Raw genomic sequence first — 23926 nt, forward strand, 5'->3', positions numbered from 1 at the left:
GACGCCGTCACCCGGATCACCCTCCGGCTGCCCGAGTCGGTCAAGACCCGCGCCGAGGAGCTGGCCGGCCGGTCGGGCCAGTCCCTGAACACCTGGTTGGTGAACGTCGTCCGCGGCGCCACCCGCGGGCATCTCGGCGGTGATCTCCGCGGCCGCCTGGGAGACGGCCTCCATCATCGCCAGCCGCGCCGCCGGGTCGAGCGCGAACGCCAGCCGCTCCGCGACCTGGCGCGCCTCCGGTCCGGCCGCCTCGGCGGCCGCGAGGAGGTCGCGGCGCAACGACTCGACGTACGGCGTGATGTCCATGTGCACCACGATGACACCATGATGACGTCACGTCAAGGTCCTGGTGATGTCACCGCGGCGCCGTTTGCCGTCGGACGCTTCCGGGCAACTGCCCAGACGGCCGCGCTCACGCACCACGAGCCACGGCCGTCCCCTCGCACCGCCGTCACGAAAGGCCGTCCATGGCCAGCTGGGCACCGACCGTCCTCGCCAGCGACACGTTGATCGACGCCAACGCCGTCGACTACCTGATCGTCGGGCTGTACTTCGCCGTCGTCCTCGGCATCGGCCTGATGGCCCGCCGCCAGGTCTCCGACTCCGTCGACTTCTTCCTGTCCGGGCGCTCGCTGCCCGCCTGGGTCACCGGCCTGGCGTTCATCGCGGCCAACCTCGGGGCCGTCGAGATCATGGGCATGTCCGCCTCCGGCGCGGAGTTCGGCCTGCCGACGGTCCACTACTTCTGGGTCGGCGCGATCCCGGCGATGCTGTTCCTCGGCGTCGTGATGATGCCGTTCTACTACGGCTCGAAGGTCCGGTCGGTCCCCGAGTTCATGTACCGCCGGTTCGGCACCGGCGCGCACCTGGTCAACTCGATCTCGTTCGCGGTCGCCCAGCTCCTCATCGCCGGCATCAACCTCTACCTGCTCGGCACGATCATCCAGGCGCTGCTCGGCTGGCCGCTGCTCGTCGCGCTGCTCGTCGCCGCGGTCGTCGTGCTGTCCTACATCACCCTCGGCGGCCTGAGCGCCGCGATCTACAACGAGGTGCTGCAGTTCTTCGTCATCGTGGCGGCGCTGCTGCCGCTGACGCTCATCGGCCTCGACCGGGTCGGCGGCTGGGGCGGGCTGACGGACAAGATCACCGAGGCCGCCGGCGACAACCCGGAGACCGCGCCCGCCGCCCAGCAGCTCAACTCCTGGCCGGGCAACGCGCTCTCGGGCTTCGACTCCGACCTGCTCTCGGTCGTCGGCATCGTCTTCGGCCTCGGCTTCGTGCTGTCCTTCGGCTACTGGACGACGAACTTCGTCGAGGTCCAGCGCGCGATGGCGACCGACTCGATCTCCTCGGCGCGCAAGACGCCGATCATCGGCGCCTTCCCGAAGATGTTCGTCCCCTTCATCACGATCCTGCCCGGCATGATCGCGGCGGTGCTCGTCTCGGAGATCGCCGACACCAAGGCCGGCGAGCAGGTCGCCGGCGGGACCGGCGGCACCGTCACCTACAACGACTCCCTGCTCTACCTCATGCGCGACCTGCTGCCCAACGGCCTGCTCGGCGTCGCGATCGCCGGTCTGCTCGCGGCCTTCATGGCCGGCATGGCGGCCAACATCTCCGCGTTCAACACGGTCTTCAGCTACGACCTCTGGCAGCGGTACGCCGTCAAGGACCGCGACGACGACTACTACCTGAAGATCGGGCGGCTCGCGACCGTCGGCGCGACGGTCATCGCCGTCGGCACGGCGTACCTCGCCACGAACTTCTCGAACATCATGGACTACCTCCAGACGCTGTTCGGGTTCTTCAACGCCCCGCTGTTCGCGACGTTCATCCTCGGCATGTTCTGGAAGCGGATGACCGCCACCGCCGGCTGGGTCGGCCTCGTCTCCGGCACGCTCTCCGCCGTCGCGGTTGCCTTCCTCAGCGAGGACGCGTTCGGCTCGTTGAGCCTCGGCGTCATCCCGGTCGGCGGCCAGGGTGCGGCGTTCCTCGCGGCCGGTGCGGCGTTCGTCGTCGACATCGTCCTCAGCGTCGTCGTGTCGCTGGTGACGAGGCCCAAGCCGGTCGAGGAGCTCAAGGGCCTCGTCTACTCCGAGACCCCGCGCGAGGACCTCGTCGACGCCGACGAGGCGTCGTACCCGTGGTACCGCCGCACCCTCCCGCTGGCCGGCGTCGCGCTCGCGATGGTCGTCGTCCTCAACGTGCTGTTCTGACCCCCGCCCTCACCCGAGGAGATCCCGTGCCCACTGCTCCCGCCCGCGCTACCCAGCGGCGCCACCGCGCCGGCGCCCTCGACATCCGCAACATCATCGGCGGGCTGCTCGCCGCCTACGGCGTGATCCTCACGCTGATGGGGCTCCTCGGCGACCCCGAGACCGACAAGACCGGCGGGGTGAACGCCAACCTCTGGGCCGGGCTCGCGATGCTCGTCGTCGGGCTGGTCTTCGTCGCGTGGGCGGTGCTGCGGCCGACGTACGTCCCCGACGGCGGGGCGGAGGACCCGTCCGCCGACTGATGGCGGCTAGTGCTGCTGCTGGGTGATGTCGAGCCCGCGCGGCGCGGTGAGCCACACGACGACCGCGACGGCGACCATCACCAGCCCGGCGACCAGCGAGGTGTCGACCAGCGCGTCGGTGAACGCCGCGCCCGCCTGCGCGGCGAGTGCCGGTGCCCCCGCAGCCGTCGCGACGTCGACGGCGGCGCCGAGGGAGTCCTCCGCCGCCCGGGCCGCCGTGGCGGGCAGGCCGTCGGCGACGAGCGGGCCGGTCGCGAGGTGGTCGCGGTAGACGACCGAGGCGACGCTGCCGAGGACCGCGACCCCGAGCACGCTGCCGAGGTCGTACGCCGTCTCCTCGATCGCCGCCGCGCTGCCCGCCCGCTCGGCCGGCGTCCCGGCCATGATCATCGCCGAACCGATCGCCAGGGAGCCGGCCCCGGCGCCCACGAGCGCCATCGCGACCGCGACCGTCGGGTAGCCGAGGTCGCCGGGCACGACCGGCAGCAGCAGCGCGCCGATCCCGGCCACGCCGAGGCCGGAGGCCAGCACGGTCCGGGCGCCCACCAGCGACGCGAGCGGTGAGGCCAGCAGCGAGGCGACGAGCCCTCCGCCGGCCAGCGGCAGCAGCCGCACCCCGGCGCCCAGCGGCGAGTGCCCCTCGACCAGCTGCAGCCACTGCGCGAGCAGCAGCAGGATCGCCGCCATCGCGAACATCGCCATCAGGGCCGCGACGACCCCGGCGGTGAACGGGCGCCGGCGGAACAACCGCACGTCGAGCAGCGGCTCGTCGCGCACCAGGCACCTGCGGACGAAGGTGGCGAGCATCGCGACCGCCGCGGCCAGGGCCGTCCAGCCGAGCGCATCCGCGAACGTCTCCTCCTCGGCGAACCGCTTGACCGCCCACACCAGCGCGACCATCCCCGCGATCGACAGCCCGACGGACGGCAGGTCCCACGGCGCGGCGCTCGCCGCGCGGGCCTCGGGCAGGATCAGCGCGCCGGCCACCACCGCGGCCAGCATCAGGGGCACGTTGACGAGGAACGCCGCGTGCCAGCTGAAGTGCTCGAGCAGCAGCCCGCCGGCGATCGGGCCGATCGCCGCGCCGAGCGCGGAGACGGCCGCCCAGACCCCGAGCGCGGTCGCCCTCTCCGCGGGGTCGGTGAAGACCGAGCGCAGCAGGGACAGCGTGGTCGGCATGATCATCGCGCCGCCGGCGCCGAGGAGGGAGCGGGTCGCGACCACCTGCCAGGGGGAGTCGGTGAGCACGACCAGCGCCGAGGCCGCACCAAAGACGACGAACCCGAGCAGCAGCAGCCGCTTGCGGCCCCAGCGGTCCGCGAGCGCGCTCATCGGGATCAACAGGCCCGCCAGCACGAGCGAGTAGCTGTCGACGATCCACAGCTGCTCGGTCGCCGACGGGCGGAGGTCGGCGGCCAGGTCGGGCAGGGCCACGTTGAGGATCGTGAGGTCCATCGTGACCACGAGCAGGCTGGCCGACAGGACGGCGAGCGAGGCCCAGCGGCGTGCCGGGCTGACGTCGACGGTCGGCCCTGCGGGGGCGTGCTGCGGCGTGCTGATCGGTGTCCCTCCCCCAGGTTCCTCGCCGGACTCGTCGGCGCGCCGAACCTACCGCCCGGGCCGCCCCCGCAACGACGACGGGGTCGTGTGCCTCCGGACGCGGCACGCCGCGTCCTCGGGCACACGACCCCGTCGGTCGTGCGGTGCCTGGCTCAGAGGTCGAAGAGCGACCCGCCCTCGGAGATCTCGACGTCGGTCCGCGGCTGGTTCGCCGCGCCGCTCGAGGTCGGCTTCGGCTTCTCCTCGGCCGGCTCCTCCTCGGCCGGCTCGTCATCGGCCTCGTCAACCGGCTCGTCGGCGGCCTCGGCTTCGGCGTCGGCCTGCTCGGTGGCGGGGGCCTCGTCCTCGGTGCGGGACTCCTCGACCTCGGTGCGGGACTCCTCGACCTCGGCCTCCACGTCGGCAGGTGCCTCCGCCGCGGCCTCGGGCTCCGGTGCGGGGTCGTCGCTCGCGATCGCCGTGGCGGCGGCGCTGACCGCCTCGCCGCTCGGGGCGTCCGCCGGGGTGGCCGGCTCGGCCGGTGCCTCGGTGGCTGCCTTCGCCTCGGTCGTCGCCGGCTCCGGGCGCTTCTCCGGCTGGGCCACGGCCTCGGGGGCGGCGATGTCGAAGAGCGACCCGCCCTCGGGGATCGAGGTCGACGGCGTCGCCGCCGCCTTCGGGGCCTCCGCTGCCGGGGTGGCCGTCTCGGTCTCGACGACCTCCTCGGCCTCGGTGTCGGCCGACTCCGGAGCGTGCGCGGACTCGACGACCTCGTCCTCCCGGGACGGCGCCTCGGGCTGTGCTGTCTCGGGCTGGGCGGCCTTCGGCTCCGGGGTCGCGGGGGCCTCGATGTCGAACAGCGAGCCACCGGACGACAGGTCGGTCTCGTTCATCTCCGGCGCGGGCTCGGCCTTGGCCTTGGCCTGGGCCTTCGGCTCGGGCTCGGGCTCGGCGGTCTTTGGCTCCTCCTTGACCTCGGCCTTCGCCTCGACCTTCGCCGGCGCCGGCTCGTCCGCGGCGATGTCGAACAGCGAGCCGCCCGAGGCCAGGTCGGTCTGCTGCGCGGGCTCGGCCTTCGCCTCGGCCTTCGCCTCGGCCTTCGCCTCGGTCTTCGCCTCGGTCTTCGGCTCCGCCTTCGCGGGCTCCTCGCCGCCGAGGTCGAAGAGCGAGCCGCCGGAGCCGAGGTCGGACTCCTGCGCGGCGACCTTCGCCTCGGTCTGCTGTGCGGGCGCGGACTTCGGCTCCGCCTTCGCCTCGGGCTCGTCGCTCTCGAGGTCGAACAGCGACCCGCCGGCCTTCGCCGCGGGCTCGGTCTTCGCCTCGGCCTTCGCGGCCGGCTCGTCGGAGCCGGCGTCGTCGCCGCCGAGGTCGAACAGCGAGGAACCGCCGCCGGAGCCGCTGGAGCCGGAGCCCGCCTTCGAGGCCGCCTCCGCCTCCTGGGCGGGTGAGGACTCGGTGGAGGCGGACGCCGCCTGGTCGCCGGCTGCCGCGTCGGGAGCGTCGGTGTCGAAGAGCGACGACCCGCCCGAGGCCTTGGCCAGCGGGCCGGCGTCGGCGGTGTCGGTCACGACGTCGTCGGAGGCCTGGGTGTCGTCACCCTGCTCCGGCTCGGCCTTGACGTCCTCGGACGGCGCGGCCTTGGCGGACGGCGTACCGCCGCCGGGCTTGATCTTCGTGGCGACCTCGCCCTTGACCGAGGCGAGCAGCATCTGCGCGACGTCGAGGACCTCGACCTCCTCGCGGGCCTCGCCCTTGGACTGCTGGGCGGTGAGGCCGTCGGAGAGCATCACGCGGCAGAACGGGCAGCCGACCGCGATCTGGTCGGCGCCGGTGTCGACGGCCTCCTTCGTGCGGTTGACGTTGATCCGCTCGCCGGTGTTCTCCTCCATCCACATGCGCGCGCCACCGGCGCCGCAGCAGAAGGACCTCTCGGAGCTGCGCTCCATCTCGACGTACTCCGCGCCCGGCAGGACCTGGAGCAGCTCGCGCGGCGGGGCGTAGACGCCGTTGTGGCGACCGATGTAGCAGGGGTCGTGGTAGGTGATCGAGCGCTTGTGCGCGCCCTCGCCGGTGTTGACCGGCGTCAGCTTGCCCTCGCGGACCAGGCGGTTCAGCAGCTGGGTGTGGTGGACCACCTCCAGCTCGATGCCGAACTCCTTGTACTCGTTCTTCAGCGTGTTGAAGCAGTGGGCGCAGGTAGTGACGGCCTTCTTGACCTTGTACTCCTGGAACGTCTCCACGTTCTGCTGGGCCAGGCCCTGGAAGACGAACTCGTTGCCGGCGCGGCGGGCGGGGTCGCCCGAGCAGGTCTCGCCGTTGCCCAGGACGCCGAAGGAGACGCCGGCCATGTCGAGCAGCTCGGCGACGGCGCGGGTGGTCTTCTTCTGGCGGTCCTCGTAGGCGCCGGCGCAGCCGACCCAGAACAGCCAGTCGACCTCCTCGAGCGACTCGATGTCCTCGCCGACGACCTTGACGTCGAAGTCGAGGCCCTTGGCCCAGTCCATGCGCGCGTTCGGCGACATGTTCCAGGGGTTGCCCTTGTTCTCCAGGCCCTTGAAGAGGCCGTTGAGCTCGGCGGGGAAGTTCGACTCGACGAGCACCTGGTAGCGGCGCATGTCGATGATGTGGTCGACGTGCTCGATGTCGACCGGGCACTGCTGGACGCACGCGCCGCAGCTGGTGCAGTTCCACAGCACCTCGGAGTCGATGACCGCGGCGCCGCTGTCGGGCATGTAGAACCAGTCGTCACCGGTGTCGCCGACCAGCGGGCGCTCGGCCTCGCGGGCGAGCACCTCGTCCTTCTCCAGCAGCGCGGTGGCGGCCTCGCTGCCCTCGCCGCCGGCGTGGACGTACGGCGCCTTCTGGTAGGCGTGGTCGCGCAGCGCGGTGATCAGCAGCTTGGGCGACAGCGGCTTCTCGGTGTTCCACGCGGGGCACTGCGACTGGCAGCGCCCGCACTCGGTGCACGTGGTGAAGTCGAGGATGTTCTTCCAGCTGAAGTCCTCGACGGTGCCGACACCCAGGGACGCGTCCTCGTCGAGGTCGTCGATGTCGTCGAGGCTGACCCGCTCGCCCTTGTTCGTGAGCGGCTTGACCGCGCCGAGCGCCGTCGCACCCGAGGCCTCGCGCTTGAAGAAGATGTTGAAGAAGACCGTGAAGCGGTGCCAGGCGACGCCCATGTCGATGTTGAGCGAGATCGTGATCATCCACGAGAAGGAGATGAGGATCTTCAGCATCGCGACGAGGTAGATCAGGTTCTCGATCGTGCCGAGGGAGAGGCCGGAGAACAGCTGGCCGAGCCACGCGGTGAAGGGGAAGTGCAGGAGCGAGGCGTGCGAGGAGCCCTCGTGGTCGAGCAGGGCGTACTCCAGGCCGCGGAGCACCATGATGCAGAGGCCGACGCCGAGGATGACGCTCTCGACGAAGTAGCCCTGCCACATCGTCGAGCCCCAGAAACGGCCCTTGACGCCGCGGGTGCGCTCCTTCGGGCGGGTGGCGCGGTAGGCGATGAAGCCGATGATCGCCACGAGCATCACGACGGTGAAGAGCTCGGAGATCCACTCGTAGAGGAAGAACGTGCCGATGAGCGGCAGCGTGAAGTGGGCGTCGAAGAGCTGGCCGAACGCCGTCAGGAGGGTGAAGAACAGCAGCCCGAAGCCGACGAAGATGAACCAGTGGGCGACGCCGACGAGCTTCCACTGGAGCATCCGGGTGTGCCCCAGGGTCTCCTTGACCAGCGCCCAGGCGCGCCGCCCGGGCTCGTTGGTGCGGTTCATCGCGGGCTGGCCGATGCGGATGACGCGGAGCATGCTCCTGATCGCGCGGACGAACAGGGTGATGCCCACCGCCGCGATGGCGAGTGACACGACGATGGCGAAGATCTGCATGCTGCTCCTCGTTGTGGTGCCGCCCGCTGGCGCGGACGCGTCCGCGAGCCTAGGTGCCTGGCCCGAGGACGTCATCGGTCCCGAGCCGTGACCTGCATCCTACCTGCGGGTAACTTGACCCCGCCCGCCCCGGTTCGCCGGCGCGGTCAGAGGCGGCGCACGCCGGTGACCTTGCCCGCGCGCGAGAAGTCGACCCGGACCATCACCTTGGGCTTGCCGGGCGCCTTGGCGCAGAAGCGGTACGTCGTGCCGAGCCGCTGGTAGGGCTGGCCGACCTTGCGCATGACGGCCGTCGTGGTCATGCCCCGGCGGACCAGCCGCTCGACCACGGAGAGCTGCTTGCGCAGCCCGGGGTTGCGGCACGAGTCGGGGCGCACGCCGTACGCCCGCTCCCAGGTCTGCAGGTAGGCCTCGGCACCGCGCGCCATGTCGTCGACGATGTCCGCGCCGTCCTTGCCGGCGACCTTGCGGAGGTCCTCGACCCAGTCGGGGTAGAGGCCGTACTGCGCGACGCCGTCGACGTTGATGTCGTAGACGCGCTTGCCGGCCCGCTGCTTCTCGATGGTCACGCCGCCGAGGCCGCGGAAGGGGTAGGTCACCTTGTTCTTGACGTTCGCGCCGCGCGGGTTCCCCTGCGCGCCGAGGCCGTTGATGTCCGCGCCGAAGCCCAGGCCCCAGTAGTAGCGCTCGTCGGCCCACCCGACGTGGCGGCGCCACTTCTCGACGAACCCGGTCGAGTCGCCGGCGTACGGAGCGATGAAGCCGCCCGCCCGGTAGATGCGCGGGTAGGTGTCGGGGGTCGACCACGAGTGGCTGGACAGGACGCCGGAGTAGCCCATCTCCTCGATCTGGTCCATCGACTGGCGACGGGCCTTGACGCTCATGTGGTCGGGGTCGAAGAGGATCTTCTTCTTCGCCAACGTCTCGATGGTGTGCTCGCCGAGGGTGGTCAGGCCGCGGTTGTTGCAGTGGTTCGGCGGCGGGTAGAGCGGGAGCGGCACGGTCGGCAGCCCGAGCGAGGCGATCGCGCCGAAGAGCGCGTCCTGGACGCCGGCGCTGATGTCGGGGACGGCGACCTGGTTGTTGTCGTGCGACTCCCCGTCGGCCGGGTCGCAGTGCCGCATGTCCCAGAAGGTGCCGGTCTCGAGGAAGTTCGCGACGTTGACGACCGGACCGATCGCGCCGGCGTCACCGGCCACGCCGGACAGCGCGTTGTCGAACTTGTTGACCAGCTCCATCTGGCGCACGCCCATCCGGTGCACCTCGGCGATCTGTCGGTCGATGTCGGCGGCGTTGCAGGCGGGGATGCCGAGCTTCATCGTGCAGCCGAACGGCACCGAGGTCTCGATGCCCATGACCACCGCCATCTTGCCGGCGTTGATCACCTTCCGCGCCTGCCACGGGTTCTTCACGATCCGGTAGAACCCCTTGCCGGGGCCGCCGAACTGGGCGTCGATGTAGTCCTGGAAGCGGTACATCTGCTTGGCCTGGAGCCGCACGGAGTCCATGTCGTCGCAGGAGTTCCGCTTGAGCGGGTAGAGCTGGCACAGCTGGTTGTTCTCGACCAGCAGGTTGACGAAGAGTCGCTGCCCGCCGCGCCAGGCCCGCTCCATCCAGCGGTAGTAGGTGCCCTCGTGGGTCAACGAGTTCGGTGCCGGCCAGTCCTTGAAGGTCGGCCAGCCGACCGGGTCGTGGTTGGGCGTGCCGCTGAGCACCGACTCCAGCACGCCGCCGTACCCGCCGGTGAGGGTGTGGTCGGGGCAGTCGACGAGCGCGTACGGCGCGCCGTACTCGTGCCAGGGACGGCCGCAGTGCGCCTGCCCGCCGAGGAACTCGAAGGCCATGCCGTGGGTGTGCGCGTCGACGTACCCGCGCACCTCCTGGAACGGCGTGACGCCGGCGTGCGGGCCGCCCACGACGTCGACCTGCGACTCGGGGTAGGCGCTGCAGCCGCTCGTGCGGGTCAGCGTGAAGCTCGAGGCCGAGCCGATGCGCAGGGCGCCGGAGCCGTTGCGGAAGGTGAACCGGTTGCCCTGCTTGCGCGCCGTCCACACCGTCGCCGCGGACGGCCGGGCCGCCCGTTCGCCGCGGGCGGTCACGAAGGTGTGGTCCTTCGCGTAGAGGAGATAGGTCCCGAGGCTCGTCGGCTTGAAGTAGATGGGGCTGCCGGCCAGCGCGTAGCAGCCGTTCGCCATCGCGTAGCGGTCCTGCGGGGTGCGGCGCCGCGGCTGCATGACGGCGGCGCGGCGCAGCCGCGGGTCGGGCAGGGCGCGCTCGGAGTCGACGTACGCCGCCGCCTTCCGCGCGTCCGCGGCGCTGGTCGGGTCGGCGGCGTCGGCACCGGAGCCGACCGCGCGGGAGATGGCGTTCTTGGTCTCGTCCATCGCGACCTTGGCGGCCGTCGCGGTGGAGAGCTGCTGCTCGAAGGAGCCACCGCGCAGGCCGGCCGCGCCGGGCAGCACGACCGCACCGGCGACCAGGGCGGCCGCGGCCAGGCCGGCGACGGCCAGGCGGCTACCGGCCCGGGGACGCCGGCCCCGGGATCGGTCGCGTCGGTCGGACGGCGTCCCGGGTACGGGCATGCAGGCTCCCCAGTGTCGGCCCGGAAGGGGCGATGAGACGTGGAACCTAGTCAGGTTCCGTTGCTGGGGTCAACGGTCCGCCCGCGTCTTGGCTACGGCGGCCGAGCCCCGCGACCGCGGCCAGGACCAGGAGCGTGCCTGCGACGCCCCCGGGCCCGATCCGCTCGCCGAGGAAGACCGCCGCCACGACCGCCGCGGTGACCGGCTCCAGCAGCGTCGCGACGACCGCGGCGCTGCCGTCGGCGGTGCGCAACCCGGCGTAGAGCAGGCCGTAGGCGAGCGCCATCGTCAGCACGCCGAGGTAGAGCAGCGTCGCGACCACGACCGGGTCGGCGGTCAGCACCACCTCGCCCCGCAGGGCGTCAGTGACCAGGAACGGCGCGAGCGCGAGCGTCCCGACGGTCGTGGTGGCGGTCGTCAGGGTGAGGGGCCCGGTCGATCGGGCGAGCGGCTCGCCCAGGGCGGTCGCCAGCGCGTACGCCGACCCCGACGCCACGGCGAGCACGACCCCGAGCACCGGGTGGGGCCCGGTCGAGCCGCCGTGGCCGGCGAAGACGCTCACCAGCACCAGCCCCGTGAGCGCGGCGACGAGGACGAGCAGGCGGTCGGCCCCGGGCGGTCGGCGGTCGCGGACCGACTCGGCAACGGTGAGCAGCACCGGCGCCAGGCCGAGGCTGACGACGGTCGCGACCGTGACGCCGACGGAGACGACCGCGCCGAAGTAGAGCGCCTGGTAGGCCGCCGTCCCGCAGCCGACGGCCACCACCCGGCCGGGCCGGGCGCGGAGCAGCCGCACCAGCGCCCCGCCGGAGCGGAGCGCGACCACGGCGGCCACGAGGACGACCGCGGCGATGCCCATCCGCCAGGCGCTGATCGTGCCGACCGACATCGGCACGTGCTCGCGTACCACCTGGACGCCGAGGCCGCCGGTGCCCCACAGGACGCCGGCCAGCGCGACCTGGAGCAGGCCGACCCGGGGGTCGGGCCTCACGCGGTGCCGCCGAGCCGGCGGGTGAGCAGGTCCGCCGTGCGGCGTACCTCCTCGGCGATCGCGGCGCTGTCCGGCCCGGTGCTCCCGGGGTCTGGGCTCTCGGGGTCTGGGCTCTCGCGGTCTGGGCTCTCGAAGGTGACGGCCACCCCGGCCATCGGGTGCCCGTTGTGGTCGACCACGGCGGCGGCGACGCTGGCCAAGCCGGGCGTCACCTCGCCGTCCTCGGTCGCCCAGCCGCGCTGGCGGGTCTCGGCGAGCAGCACCCGCAACGCGCTGAGCGTGCGCGGACCGCGGCCGTGGCGGTCGACGAAGGCGTCCGCGGAGGGGTGGAGCGCGCGCACCTGGGCCGCCGGCAGCCGCGCCAGCAGCGCCCGCCCGCTCGCGGTCAACGAGGCGGGCAGCCGCACCCCGACGTCGGTGACGAGCGGCGGCCGCCCGGGCGCGCGCTCCTCGAGGACGTAGAGGACGTCACGACCGTGCAGGACCGCGAGGTGGGCGCTGTGGCCGACCCGGTCGACGAGCGCCGCGAGCGGGCGACGCGCGATCCGCTGCAGCGGCTCCTGCCGGGAGTAGCCGCTGCCGACCTCGAACGCCGCCACCCCCAGCCCGTAGCGGTGCTCCTCGGCGAGGTGCACCACGAAGCCCTCCGCGATCATCGCGTTGAGCAGGTGGTACGCCGTGGAGCGCGGCAGCGCGCAGGCGCGGACGATGCGGTCCAGCGGCACCGGGTCGGGCTGGCTGGCGAGGAACCGGAGCACACGCAGCGCGCGCGTCGCCGCCGGCACCTGACCCATGGCCGGAGCCTAGAGCCGGTGCCTGCCCGCGGCGCGGGCGCTCCCGCAGGTCAGACGTCGCGGCGGTGGGCGCCCGCCGAGGGGTCGGTGTGGCCCGGCCCGGTGTGGCCCGGGTCCGTGTGGCCCGGGTCCGTGTGGCCCGGCTGGATGTGGCCCGGCTGGGTGTGGCCCGGCTCGGTCGGGCCCGCGTGGGTCGGGGCCTGCGGGGTGTAGCCGGAGGAGCGGTGGTCGACGTCGGGGTCGAGGCGGTCGGCCTCGCGGAGCACGTCCTCCTGACGGGCCTGCTCCTGGGCGAGCCCCGTCTGCGCCTGCTGGGCCTCCAACCGCGCCTTCTCGGCCTGGGCGCGAGCGAGCTCCGCGCGGGCGTCGGCCTCGCGCGCCTCCACCTCGGCCTGCGAGAGGCCCGGGGCGTGGGTGACGGCCTGCTGGCGCAGCTGCTGCGCCTCGAGCCGCTGCTGCTCGTGGCGCTTCTTGTTCCTGCGGGTCGCCGCGACGATGGCGGCCACCAGGAGCGCCACGACGACGACGGCGATGACGATCCAGATCCACGTGTCCATGGAAGCGCGGTACCCGGCTGTGGCTGCGGTCACGCGGTCGTGGTCCCGGCCGCGCCCGCGGTCAGGTCAGCTCGTGCTCGTCGCCGACCGGCACCAGCGGCGCCGCGAGGAGCGGGAAGAGCGCGGCCAGGCCGAACGCGGCGGCGTACCCCCAGGTGGCGACCATCGCGCCGGCGACGGGCGGGACGGCGGAGGCGGCGAGGTACTGCGCGGTGTTCTGCGTGCCGAGCGCCCGCCCGCTCCACGAGGGGCCGGACCGCTCGGCGACGGCGGTGAACGCCAGGCCGTTGTCCGCCACCGTGACCACGGTGGCGAGCACGACGAGCGGCACGGCCACGGCAGAGTCGAGCCCGGCCGCGACGCCCAGCACGCCCATCGAGAGGCCGGCCCCGACCGCCACCCAGCGCAGCGGCCGCAGGCGGGCGCCGACGACGTCGGAGAGCCAGCCGGCCGCGATCCGGCCCAGCGCCCCGGCGACCTGCGCCCCGGCGACGAGCCCGCCGGCCGCCGCCGCGGACCAGTCGCGGTCCTGGACCAGCCAGGCGAACGCGAAGGTCCACACGAGGAACTGCGGCACCACGAGCAGCACCGAGACGCCGTGGATGCGGGCGAGGTAGGAGTCCGCCCGGTAGGGGTTGGGGGTGCGGTTGGTGCCCGGCGCCGGTCGCGGCGGGTCGACGACGACCGCGGCGACGAGCAGCGCCGCGAGCGCTGCGGCGACCGTGGGCACCCAGAGCGCGGCCGCCACGCCGTGCCGCTCGGCGACGACCGCGATGGAGACAGCGGCGATCCCGACGCCGGCCGGCTGCGCCATCTGCCGCACGCCCATCGCCAGGCCGCGGCGCTCGGGCGGGAACCACCCGACGACGACGCGCCCGCTCGCTGACCCGGTGCTGGCCGCCGCCGCGCCGGCGAGGAGGAGGGTGAGCGCGAGCGGGACCGTGCCGCCGACGAACGTCGCCAACGCGCCCACGACCGCCGTGGCGGCCAGGCCGACCAGGAGCACGAAGCGCTCGCCGCGACGGTCGACGACCAGGCCCCAGAGCACCAGCGTCAGCATCACGCCCACCGTCGGCGCCGCCGCGACCACACCGGCCTGGGCCAGGCTCAGCCCCTCGCGGTCGTGCAGCACGGGGATGAGGAACGCCGGACCGTGGATCATCACCGCGGCCGCGCCCTGGGCCAGCGTGCTGGCCGCGAGCATCGCCCAGCGCCGCGCCGCGCCGACGGTCAGCTCGTCCGCTGCGCCACCTGCCGTCCGTCCTGCCACCACGCCGCCCAGTCAACGCCCGGCCGGCCCGGTCGGTGGTGGTGGTCCCGGATCGTGGCCTGTGAGAAATCAGCCAGCAGGAACGACGACGGGGTCGTGTGCCTCCGGCCGCGGGATGTCGCGTCCTCGGGCACACGACCCCGTGTCGGTCGTGCTGGCCGTGCTGGTCGTGCTGGCCGTGCTGTGCTGGGAGAGCGGGCTACTTCTTCCCGCCCGCGGGCCGGATCTCCATCCGGGCGTTGCCGAGGTTGACCGTGGCGCCGGTGCCGTCGAGCAGGGTGAGCCGCAGGGCGGTCACCTGGACGCCGAGCCTGGTCTTCTCGACGATGCCGGCCTCGAGGCGGAGCAGGCCGGGGATCTCCAGCGCCTGCCCGATCGGCGGGATGGCCTGCGCCTCACCGTTGACGACGATCTCGCCGATCGTGGTGCCGTTCGCGTTGCGCTTGATACGGCCGTCGCGGAAGCGGGTGACGTTGGCGCGGGCCTTGATCGCGTTGACCTCGAGCGGGCCGAGCTTGATGCCGGCGATGGTCGACTCGGTGAAGCCGGTCGCCTTGTTCTGGTTCTGCTTGCCCATCTGGCGGTTGCGGACCGCGCCGACGACGATCTGTCCGGCGAGGTCGACACCCGCGACCGACTTCTCCCGGACCTTGCCGCCGGTGCCCTGGCAGGGCATGTACGACAGCGGGAGCGGGCCGGACTTGACGTTCTGGTCGAGCGCGTCGACCTGGGTGCCGTGGGCCTGGCCGCGGAACCGGCCGGACTTCACGCCGCGGTTCATCTTCGCCGCGGAGTGGGCGATCCGCACGACGGTGTTGCTGGGCTGCAGCACGACCTTGATCGCGTTGCCCGCGGCGTACGCGCCCTGCTTGTTGGCGTAGCCGTTCTGGTCGCCGAGGTAGATCGTCGCCAGGCCCGGGATCGTGATCGGGACGTTGGGCGTGGGGACCGGGAAGGTCTGGCCGTCGGCGCGGACGCCGAGCAGGGAGGTCTCCACCTTCTTGTGGAAGCCGTCCTTGTCGTGCCACACGGTCGCCTTGGAGCTCACGCCACGCAGGACGAGCGGGCCGAGCTTCACGCGGGCCACGTCGTGCTGGGAGACGACGCTCGTGCGGCCCTTCTTCTTGTTGGTGAAGGTGTTGACGCGGGTGCGGACGCCGTCGACCTGGCCGAGCCCGGGAAGGGTCACGGCGGCGACGTCGTTCCTGCGCGAGAGGCCGGCCTTGTTGGTGCAGCCGATGGTCTGGTACGCCGTGGTGCCCGACTGGACGGGAACGGCGCCGCCCTGGACGCGGGTGCCGTAACCGGTCGCCTTCATGGCGAACTCGGTCTTCACCTTCGCGGCCGGGGCTCGGTCGGCCACCGCTGCCTGGGTGGACGTGGGGACGGAGAGGATCGCCGAGGCGACCACGAGGGCGGTCGCCGCTCCGGCGGGAAGGATCCGACGCATGAGTGGAACTCCTGGGTTGGTGGACCACACCCCCCGTGCGGTCCACAGCGTGCTGCTGGCCTGTGCTCCCTCCCCGACATGATGCCTGGTCAAACACCTGGGGGCGAGCGAGGACGGCGGCGCGGCACGGCCGGCCGGCGGTCCGGCTCCGGTTTGTCACCAAGGCTTTACCGGACACGTCGCGTCCGATGCGGGTGTGACGCCTGAAGTCTCGGATCCCAGACGGCCCCTGGGGCGCGGCTGTGGCGGTGGTCACCGGCCGGACCCACGATGACGACATGTCCAGACCGCTTGCCCTCCCGGAGCCTGCTCCGGTGCTCGTCGGGGTCGCGCCGCCGGCCCCGGCCGACGTCGTCCGGGTCGCCCGCGACGGCGCCCCGGTCCGGCTCACGCCCGAGGCCGTCGAGGCGATCGAGCGCTCTCGCGCGGTGGTCGACGCGCTCGCGGCCGGGCCGGTGCCGACGTACGGCGTCTCGACCGGGTTCGGCGCGCTGGCGACGCGCCACATCCCCGCCGAGCAGCGCACGCAGCTGCAGCGCTCGCTGGTCCGCTCGCACGCCGCCGGCTCCGGGCCGGAGGTCGAGCGCGAGGTCACCCGCGCGCTGATGCTGCTGCGGCTCTCCACCCTGGCGACCGGCCGGACCGGCGTCCGGCCCGCCACCGCGCGGCTCCTCGGCGACCTGCTCACGCACGGCATCACGCCGGTGGTCCACGAGCACGGCTCGCTCGGCTGCTCCGGCGACCTCGCGCCGCTCTCGCACTGTGCGCTGGCGCTGATGGGGGAGGGGCAGGTGCGCGACGCCGGGGGCCGGCTGGTGCCGGCCGGCGAGGCGCTCGCCGCCGCGGGGCTCGCCCCGGTCGAGCTGGCCGCCAAGGAGGGACTGGCCCTCGTCAACGGCACCGACGGGATGCTCGGCATGCTCGTGCTGGCCCTCGAGGACCTGCGCCTGCTGCTGCGGACGGCCGACGTGGCTGCGGCGATGTCGGTGGAGGCGCTGCTCGGCACCGACCGCGTCTTCGCCCCCGAGCTGCAGGCGCTGCGGCCGCACCCCGGGCAGGCCGCCTCGGCGGCCAACCTGGTCGCGCTGCTCACGGGCTCCGGGGTCGTCGCCTCGCACCGGGGGAGCGACTGCAACCGGGTGCAGGACGCCTACTCCCTGCGCTGCGCGCCGCAGGTCCACGGCGCCGCGCGGGACACCGTCGACCACGCGGCGCTCGTCGCGTCGCGCGAGCTGGCCTCGGCCGTCGACAACCCGGTGGTGCTGGGCGACCGCGTCGAGAGCAACGGGAACTTCCACGGGGCGCCGGTGGCGTACGTCCTGGACTTCCTGGCGATCGCGGCGGCCGACGTGGCGTCGATCAGCGAGCGGCGGACCGACCGGTTCCTGGACGCCTCGCGCAGCCACGGGCTCCCGCCGTTCCTGGCGCACGACCCGGGCGTCGACAGTGGCCACATGATCGCGCAGTACACCCAGGCGGCGATCGTCTCGGACCTCAAGCGGCTCGCCGTCCCGGCGTCGGTCGACTCGATCCCGAGCTCGGCGATGCAGGAGGACCACGTCTCGATGGGGTGGTCGGCCGCGCGCAAGCTGCGCCGGGCCGTCGACGGCCTCACCCAGGTGGTCGCGATCGAGGTGCTGACCGCCGCGCGGGCGCTGGACCTGCGGGCGCCGCTCACCCCGTCGCCGGCGACCGGCGCGGTCGTGCGCCTCCTGCGCGGCGCCGGCATCGAGGGACCCGGACCGGACCGCCACCTGGCGCCGGAGATCGAGACGGCCGTCGGCCTGGTGCGCTCCGGCGCCGTGGTCGACGCCGTCCAGGCCGTGATCGGAGAGATGTCGTGAGAGACGTGCGCGCCCCGCGGGGCACCGACCTGACCGCCCGGTCCTGGCAGACCGAGGCGCCGCTGCGGATGCTGATGAACAACCTCGACCCCGAGGTCGCCGAGCGCCCCGAGGACCTCGTCGTCTACGGCGGCACCGGCAAGGCCGCGCGGTCGTGGGCGGCGTACGACGCCTTGTGCTCCTCGCTGGCCGACCTGGCCGACGACGAGACGCTGCTCGTGCAGTCCGGCAAGCCGGTCGGCGTCATGCGCACGCACACCTGGGCGCCGCGCGTCCTCATCGCGAACTCCAACCTCGTCGGCGACTGGGCGACGTGGGAGGAGTTCCGGCGGCTGGAGGACCTCGGGCTGACGATGTACGGCCAGATGACCGCGGGGTCGTGGATCTACATCGGCACCCAGGGAATCCTCCAGGGCACCTTCGAGACCTTCGCGGCCGTCGCCGAGAAGCTCGCGACCGGCGCGGTGACCGGCCGGGGCGGCTCGCTCGCCGGGACGATCACGGTGACCGCGGGGCTCGGCGGCATGGGTGGCGCGCAGCCGCTCGCGGTGACGATGAACGAGGGCGTCGCGATCTGCATCGAGTGCGAAGACGCGCGGATCCGGCGGCGGATCGACCACCGCTACCTCGACGTCCGCGCCGACTCCCTCGAGCACGCCCTCGAGCTGGCCGTCGCCGCTCGTGACGAGCGCCGGCCGCTGTCGATCGGCGTCCTCGGCAACGCCGCCGAGCTCCTGCCGCGGCTCGTGGACTCCGACGTGCGGGTCGACGTCGTGACCGACCAGACCTCGGCCCACGACCCCCTGATGTACCTCCCCGCCGGCACGGCCTTCGAGGACTGGGAGCGCGAGCGGACCGCCGACCCCGCCGGCTTCACCGAGCGGGCCCGGGCGTCGATGGCCGCGCACGTGCGGGCGATGGTCGAGCTCCAGGACCGGGGCGCGGAGGTCTTCGACTACGGCAACTCGATCCGCGACGAGGCGCGCAAGGGCGGCTACGACCGGGCGTTCGCCTTCCCCGGCTTCGTGCCGGCCTACATCCGGCCGCTGTTCTGCGAGGGCAAGGGACCGTTCCGCTGGGCGGCGCTGTCGGGCGACCCGGCCGACATCGCCGCGACCGACCGCGCGGTGCTCGAGCTCTTCCCCGAGGACGAGAAGCTGCGGCGCTGGATCACGCTGGCCCAGGAGCGGGTGCACTTCCAGGGCCTGCCGGCGCGGATCTGCTGGCTGGGGTACGGCGAGCGGCACCGCGCCGGGCTGCGGTTCAACGAGATGGTGGCCTCCGGCGAGCTCAGGGCGCCGGTCGTGATCGGCCGCGACCACCTCGACTGCGGCTCGGTCGCCTCGCCCTACCGCGAGACCGAGGGGATGCTCGACGGCTCCGACGCCATCGCCGACTGGGCGCTGCTCAACGCGCTGGTCAACACCGCCTCCGGGGCCACCTGGGTCTCCATCCACCACGGCGGCGGGGTCGGCATCGGCCGCTCGATCCACGCCGGCCAGGTGTGCGTCGCCGACGGCACCCCGCTCGCCGCGGAGAAGATCGAGCGGGTGCTCACCAACGACCCCGGCATGGGGGTCGTCCGGCACGTCGACGCCGGCTACGACCGGGCCGTCGAGGTGGCGCACGAGCGGGGCGTGCGGATCCCGATGCCACCTGCCTGACCCGGCACCCTTCGGGGAACCGTGCGCGGGTGAACGCACCGAACGTCGACCAGTGGGGCATCCAGCAGGACTGGGTGGACGCCGACGACCAGCCGCAGCGGGCGAGCGACGCGACCGTCGCCCGGCTGCGCGAGGTGATCGGCGAGCCGCCGGCCGACCTCGAGGACCGGGCCCCGGTCGTCACCCGGCCCGGCCGCGCGACCGGCCTGCGGTCGACGGTCTCCTGCGAGGACGGCTCGACCCGCGAGCTCGACGACGTCGTACCCGACGACTTCCCGCTGGGCTACCACCGCCTCGCCGACGGCCGCCGGCTCGTCGTGTCGCCGGGCCGCTGCCACGTGCCGGAGGAGCAGTCGTGGGGCTGGACGGTGCAGCTGTACGCCGCGCGGTCGCGCCGCAGCTGGGGCATCGGCGACCTGCGCGACCTGCGGACCCTCCGCGAGTGGACCGAGCGGCTCGGCGGCGGGTTCCTCCTGGTCAACCCCCTGCACGCGGTCGCGCCGACCGTGCCGCAGGAGACCAGCCCCTACCTGCCGGCGACCCGGCGCTTCCGCAACCCCGTCTACCTCGCCGTCGAGGACGTGCCCGGCGTCGAGCCGGCCGACCTCGAGCGGCACGACGCCGAGCTGGCCACCCTGCGGTCGGCCGACCTCGTCGAGCGGGACGGCGCCTGGGCGCTGAAGCGATCGGTGCTGCGGGCGGTCTTCGACCGGACCCCGGCCGACCCGGAGTTCGTGGCGTGGCGGGAGTCCGCCGGGCAGGCCGTTGAGGGCTGGGCCACCTGGTGCGCGCTGGCCGAGGAGCACGGCCCCGACCGGCTCGCCTGGCCCGAGGCGGTGCGGCGGCAGGACGCCGGCGGCGTGCCGGCGTACGTCCGCGACCACGGCGACGACATCGCCTTCCACGTGTGGCTCCAGTGGCTGCTGGACCGGCAGCTGCGTGCCGCGACCGGCTCGACCACCGTGCTGCAGGACCTGCCGATCGGCGTCTCCGGCAGCGGTGCCGACGCCTGGGCGTGGGACGACGTGCTGGCCCCCGGCATCACCGTCGGGGCGCCGCCGGACATGCTCAACTCCGTCGGGCAGGACTGGGGCTCGCCGCCGCTGGTGCCGTGGCGGCTGCGCGAGGCCGACTACGAGCCGTTCGTGGAGTCGATCCGCGGCACCATCGCCGGCGCCGGCGGGCTGCGCATCGACCACGTGATGGGCCTCTTCCGGCTCTGGTGGATCCCGGAGGGCGCAGGGCCGCAGGAGGGGGCGTACGTGCGCTACCCCGCCGACGACCTGCTCGACATCGTCGCGCTCGAGTCGCACCGCGCCGGCGCGGTCGTCGTCGGCGAGGACCTCGGCACCGTCGAGCCCGGTGTGCGCGAGGCGCTGGCCGAGCGCGGGATCCTGTCCTACAAGGTGCTGTGGTTCGAGGACGACGAGCCCGCCGCGTGGCCGTCGTCCGCGCTCGCCGCGGTCACCACCCACGACCTCCCGACCGTCGCCGGGTTGTGGACCGGCTCCGACGCTGAGGACCAGCTCGCCTCGACCGACATGGCCGAGTCCGACGTCCGCTCCGGGCGGGAGGACCTGCTGGCGCGGTTGCGCCGCGACGGGCTCGCCGAGGACGCACCGGTCGAGGACGCGGTCGTCGAGGCGTACCGCCAGCTCGGCACCGCCCCGTCGCTCCTGCTGTCCGCCGCGCTCGAGGACGCCGTCGCCGAGGAGCGCCGCCCGAACGTCCCCGGCACCACCGCGCGCGACAACTGGCGGCTGCCCCTCGGCGTACCCCTCGAGGAGCTGACGGCCGGCGGGGGCCACCCCGGCGTCGCCCGGCTGGTGGAGGCGCTGCGGGGCCGCTGATGGGCGGTGACCGTGACGCCGGGCTGGTCGCGCTGTTCGACCGGCTGCCGGAGGGCTGGTCGGCGGTGACCTACGCCGGGCGGCGCTGGGGCGTCACCCGGGTGGTCCGGGTGGGCGGCCGCGAGCAGAGCGTGTACGCCGAGGAGCTCGGCGGCACCGACGTCGTCAGCGCGAACCTCTACCTCGCCGCCTCCGGACCGCTCCTCAAGCCCTGCGAGATGCCCGCCGACGTGGTGCTGGAGTTCCTGGCGGGGTGGGAGTGACGGCGTGTGACTCGCAGCATCCCAAGTTAACCGGGGACATGTGAGCTTCCCGGCCCTCGCAATGGCCGTGAAGCGTCAGCATCCCAAGCGAACCTGGGATGGTGACACCCCCTCAGCCGAGCGCCCGGACGGCCTCGTGGATGGCGAGCGTGCGGCGGGCGGAGTCGACGTGGAGGTTCTCGACCATCCGGCCGTTGTAGGTGACGACGCCCGACCCGGCGCCGTCCTCCCAGGCCTGGATCAGCCCGCGGGCGTCCTCGACGGCCTGCTCGGAGGGGGCGAAGGCGGTGTTGGCGCCCTCGACCTGGCCGGGGTGGATGAGGGTCTTGCCGTCGAAACCCATCTCGCGGCCCTGGCGGCACTCGGCGAGGAAGCCGTCGGTGTCCTTGACGTCGTTGTAGACGCCGTCGAGCACCGCGATGCCGGCGGCGCGCGCGGCCAGCAGGATGGTGTGCAGGCTGGGGAGGATCGGGGCGCGGCCGGGGACGTGCTCGGCGTACAGCTCCTTGACCAGGTCGTTGGTGCCGATGACGAACGCCGTCAGCCGCTCGCTCGCGCGGGCGATGCTGAGCGCGTCGAGGACCGCGACGGGGGTCTCGATCATCGCCCAGAGCTTGGTGTGGTCCGGGGCGCCGGCCTTCTCGAGCGCGTCGACGAGCTGGTGGACCTCGGCGGCGCTGCCGACCTTCGGCACCACGATCGCGTCCGGACCGGCCTGGGCGATCGCGGCGAGGTCGGCGTCGTGCCACTGGGTGCCGATGCCGTTGGCGCGGATGGTGACCGTACGACGGCCGTACTCGCCGCTGGCGGCCGCGGCGCAGGCGGACTCGCGGGCCGCCTCCTTCGCGTCCGGGGCGACGGCGTCCTCGAGGTCGAGGATCAGCGCGTCGCACGCGATCGACTTGGCCTTCTCCAGCGCCCGCTCGTTGGAGCTGGGCATGTAGAGGACGCTGCGCAGGGGGGTGAAGTCGGTCATCTCAGGCCTCGGTCTCGATCGCGTCGTACTGCTGCTTCAGCTCCGGGTCGACGGCGGCGAGCTGCTCGGCGAGCTCCACCATCACCAGGCACTGCTTGAGGGAGGCGTCGTCCTCCATCTTCCCGTCGAGCATCACCGCGCCGGTGCCGTCGCCCATCGCGGCGACGACGCGACGGGCGTGGGCGACGTCCTCGACGCTCGGGCTGAAGACCCGGTTGGCGATCGCGATCTGCTTGGGGTGCAGGCTCCACGTGCCGACGCAGCCGAGCAGGAACGCGTTGCGGAACTGGTCCTCGCACGCGGTCGTGTCGCTGATGTCGCCGAACGGCCCGTAGTAGGGGTAGATGCCGTGCATCGCGCACGCGTCGACCATGCGCGCGATCGTGTAGTGCCACAGGTCCTGCTGGTACGTCGCCCGGCTGGCCTCGAGGTTGGCCACGCCGTCGATGCGGGGCGGGTCCTCGCGGACGAGGTAGCCCGGGTGGCCGCCGCCGACGCGGGTGGTCTTCATCCGGCGGTCCGCGGCCAGGTCGGCCGGGCCGAGGGAGAGCCCCTGCATGCGCGGGCTCGCGCCGCAGATCTCCTCGACGTTGGCCACGCCGCGCGCGGTCTCGAGGATCGCGTGGACGAGGATCGGCTTCTCGAGGCCGGCCTTCGCCTCGAGCTGGGCGAGCAGCCGGTCGACGTAGTGGATGTCCTCGGCGCCCTGCACCTTCGGCACCATGATCACGTCGAGCTTGTCGCCGATCGCCGGCACGAGGGTGGTGAGGTCGTCGAGCACCCACGGGCTGTCCAGCGCGTTGATCCGCGTCCACAGCTGGGTCGGGCCGAAGTCCGTCTCCTGCGCGATCTCGACCAGGCCTTCGCGCGCGGCCTCCTTGTTGTCGGCCTTGATCGCGTCCTCGAGGTTGCCGAGCAGCACGTCGACCGTGCCGACCATGTCCGGCACCTTGGCGGCCATCTTCGGGTTGCTCGGGTCGAAGAAGTGGATCGCCCGGCTCGGGCGGGCCGGGATCTCCCGCAGCGGCGTCGGAGCGCCGACGGCGAGAGGCCGGAAGAAGTCCTTGGGGCTGCGGCTCGCGGCGGTCATGGGGCGGAACGTAGCAGCGGGCGGTTACCCGTCGGTATGACGGATCTGACAGGTTTGGTCGCGGCTCAGTCCGTCCGGCCCCGCCGCTGCCACCAGCGCCGTCGGGGCTCGGGACGGGAGGCGGCGAGGGCAGCGCGCTGGGCCTCGAGGCGGGCGGTACGCCGTGCGCGCCAGGCCGCGATCGTGGCGTCGACGTCGCGGGGCATGGTGATCAGTGGCGGGCCCGGGGAGAGCGAGTAGCGGGCCCGGATGACGCGGGCGTTGAAGTCCTCGACCTCGCGGCGCACGTCGCCCTCGAAGGCGATCGTGTCGAGGTGGTCGTCGAGGCCGGCGTCCTCCTTGCGCAGCGCGACGCTCGGCGGGAGGACCGTGATCTGCTCCCGCTCGACGAGCCGCTTGATCCACCAGTCGGGGTCGTGCTCCTTGCCGAGGTCCTTGATCGGCTTCCCGGCGCCGGGGAGGTCCTCGAACTCGCCCTTCGCCATCGCGACGCGGACCTGCTGGTCGACCCAGGAGGCCTGGTTGGCGATCCGGGCGTGCGCGGCCGACTGGCCGCTGCGCTTGCGCCGCTCGGCCTCGTCCTCGGCGTTCGACCGCTCGGTGGGGCGCGCGGTCTCGGGCCGCTCGTCGGGGTGCTGGGTCATCGGTCAT

17 protein-coding genes and 1 pseudogene are annotated in these 23926 nt (G+C 73.3%); 6 read left to right on the plus strand and 12 right to left on the minus strand.

Going from position 1 to position 23926, the window contains the following annotated elements:
- Positions 1 to 306, minus strand: a pseudogene (locus G6553_RS21330) (hypothetical protein); the annotation flags it as partial.
- A gap of 161 nt (positions 307 to 467) precedes the next feature.
- On the opposite strand from G6553_RS21330, the gene G6553_RS15540 reads away from it, so the two are divergent.
- Positions 468 to 2216 carry a sodium:solute symporter family protein gene (locus G6553_RS15540; protein WP_166194893.1) on the plus strand — a complete coding sequence of 583 codons (1749 nt, stop codon included), beginning with the start codon at positions 468 to 470 and terminating at the stop codon, positions 2214 to 2216.
- Between the two features lie 26 nt (positions 2217 to 2242).
- Positions 2243 to 2518 (plus strand): hypothetical protein, encoded by a 276-nt coding sequence (locus G6553_RS21335; RefSeq protein WP_166194897.1) that lies wholly within the window; start codon positions 2243 to 2245, stop codon positions 2516 to 2518.
- A 6-nt stretch (positions 2519 to 2524) separates the two neighbouring features.
- Here the strand turns inward: G6553_RS21335 and G6553_RS15550 are convergent, their stop codons facing one another.
- From G6553_RS15550 to G6553_RS15585, 8 genes are all read right to left on the minus strand, one after another.
- Complete coding sequence (locus G6553_RS15550) at positions 2525 to 4078, minus strand: MFS transporter (RefSeq protein ID WP_347565750.1); 1554 nt, start codon at positions 4076 to 4078, stop codon at positions 2525 to 2527.
- A 152-nt stretch (positions 4079 to 4230) separates the two neighbouring features.
- Positions 4231 to 7944: a heterodisulfide reductase-related iron-sulfur binding cluster gene (locus tag G6553_RS15555; RefSeq protein ID WP_166194903.1), complete on the minus strand. Its 3714-nt coding sequence runs from the start codon at positions 7942 to 7944 to the stop codon at positions 4231 to 4233.
- Positions 7945 to 8090: 146 nt separating this feature from the next.
- Positions 8091 to 10526 (minus strand): hypothetical protein, encoded by a 2436-nt coding sequence (locus G6553_RS15560; RefSeq protein ID WP_166194906.1) that lies wholly within the window; start codon positions 10524 to 10526, stop codon positions 8091 to 8093.
- Positions 10527 to 10572: 46 nt separating this feature from the next.
- A complete protein-coding gene (locus G6553_RS15565) occupies positions 10573 to 11517 on the minus strand; it encodes a DMT family transporter (RefSeq protein WP_347565745.1) in 945 nt (314 codons plus the stop codon).
- Positions 11514 to 12311: an IclR family transcriptional regulator gene (locus G6553_RS15570; protein ID WP_166194909.1), complete on the minus strand. Its 798-nt coding sequence runs from the start codon at positions 12309 to 12311 to the stop codon at positions 11514 to 11516. Before G6553_RS15570 ends, G6553_RS15565 begins: the two co-directional genes overlap by 4 nt.
- 50 nt (positions 12312 to 12361) lie before the next feature.
- Positions 12362 to 12868, minus strand: a complete 507-nt coding sequence (locus G6553_RS15575) for a hypothetical protein (RefSeq protein ID WP_166194912.1) — start codon at positions 12866 to 12868, stop codon at positions 12362 to 12364.
- Between the two features lie 61 nt (positions 12869 to 12929).
- Positions 12930 to 14141: an MFS transporter gene (locus G6553_RS15580; protein WP_347565746.1), complete on the minus strand. Its 1212-nt coding sequence runs from the start codon at positions 14139 to 14141 to the stop codon at positions 12930 to 12932.
- A 196-nt stretch (positions 14142 to 14337) separates the two neighbouring features.
- Positions 14338 to 15588 (minus strand): choice-of-anchor P family protein, encoded by a 1251-nt coding sequence (locus tag G6553_RS15585; RefSeq protein WP_166194915.1) that lies wholly within the window; start codon positions 15586 to 15588, stop codon positions 14338 to 14340.
- 278 nt (positions 15589 to 15866) lie between these two features.
- Between G6553_RS15585 and hutH the strand changes: the two genes are divergently transcribed.
- The 4 genes from hutH to G6553_RS15605 are packed head-to-tail and all read left to right on the plus strand — an operon-like array spanning position 15867 to position 21209.
- Positions 15867 to 17432 (plus strand): histidine ammonia-lyase, encoded by a 1566-nt coding sequence (hutH, locus tag G6553_RS15590; RefSeq protein ID WP_166194918.1) that lies wholly within the window; start codon positions 15867 to 15869, stop codon positions 17430 to 17432.
- Between the two features lie 5 nt (positions 17433 to 17437).
- Entirely contained in the window at positions 17438 to 19096 is a 1659-nt protein-coding gene (hutU, locus tag G6553_RS15595; RefSeq protein WP_347565747.1) for a urocanate hydratase, read from the plus strand.
- Between the two features lie 29 nt (positions 19097 to 19125).
- Positions 19126 to 20946, plus strand: coding sequence for a 4-alpha-glucanotransferase (gene malQ / locus G6553_RS15600; RefSeq protein ID WP_166194924.1), 1821 nt, complete (start codon positions 19126 to 19128; stop codon positions 20944 to 20946).
- The gene (locus G6553_RS15605; RefSeq protein WP_166194927.1) at positions 20946 to 21209 is read left to right on the plus strand and encodes a peptide methionine sulfoxide reductase; all 264 of its coding nucleotides are present in this window, start codon (positions 20946 to 20948) and stop codon (positions 21207 to 21209) included. Before malQ ends, G6553_RS15605 begins: the two co-directional genes overlap by 1 nt.
- 112 nt (positions 21210 to 21321) lie before the next feature.
- On the opposite strand, the gene G6553_RS15610 is transcribed toward G6553_RS15605, so the two are convergent.
- From G6553_RS15610 to G6553_RS15620, 3 genes are all read right to left on the minus strand, one after another.
- On the minus strand, positions 21322 to 22185 hold the full coding sequence (locus G6553_RS15610) for a CoA ester lyase (protein WP_166194930.1): 864 nt from the start codon (positions 22183 to 22185) through the stop codon (positions 21322 to 21324).
- Between the two features lies 1 nt (position 22186).
- Positions 22187 to 23275: a CoA ester lyase gene (locus G6553_RS15615; protein ID WP_166194932.1), complete on the minus strand. Its 1089-nt coding sequence runs from the start codon at positions 23273 to 23275 to the stop codon at positions 22187 to 22189.
- Positions 23276 to 23340: 65 nt separating this feature from the next.
- On the minus strand, positions 23341 to 23919 hold the full coding sequence (locus tag G6553_RS15620; RefSeq protein ID WP_166194935.1) for a DUF1992 domain-containing protein: 579 nt from the start codon (positions 23917 to 23919) through the stop codon (positions 23341 to 23343).
- Between the last annotated feature and the right edge of the window lie 7 nt (positions 23920 to 23926).

This window comes from Nocardioides sp. IC4_145, assembly GCF_011250565.1.
In the GTDB taxonomy this organism is placed as follows: domain Bacteria; phylum Actinomycetota; class Actinomycetes; order Propionibacteriales; family Nocardioidaceae; genus Nocardioides.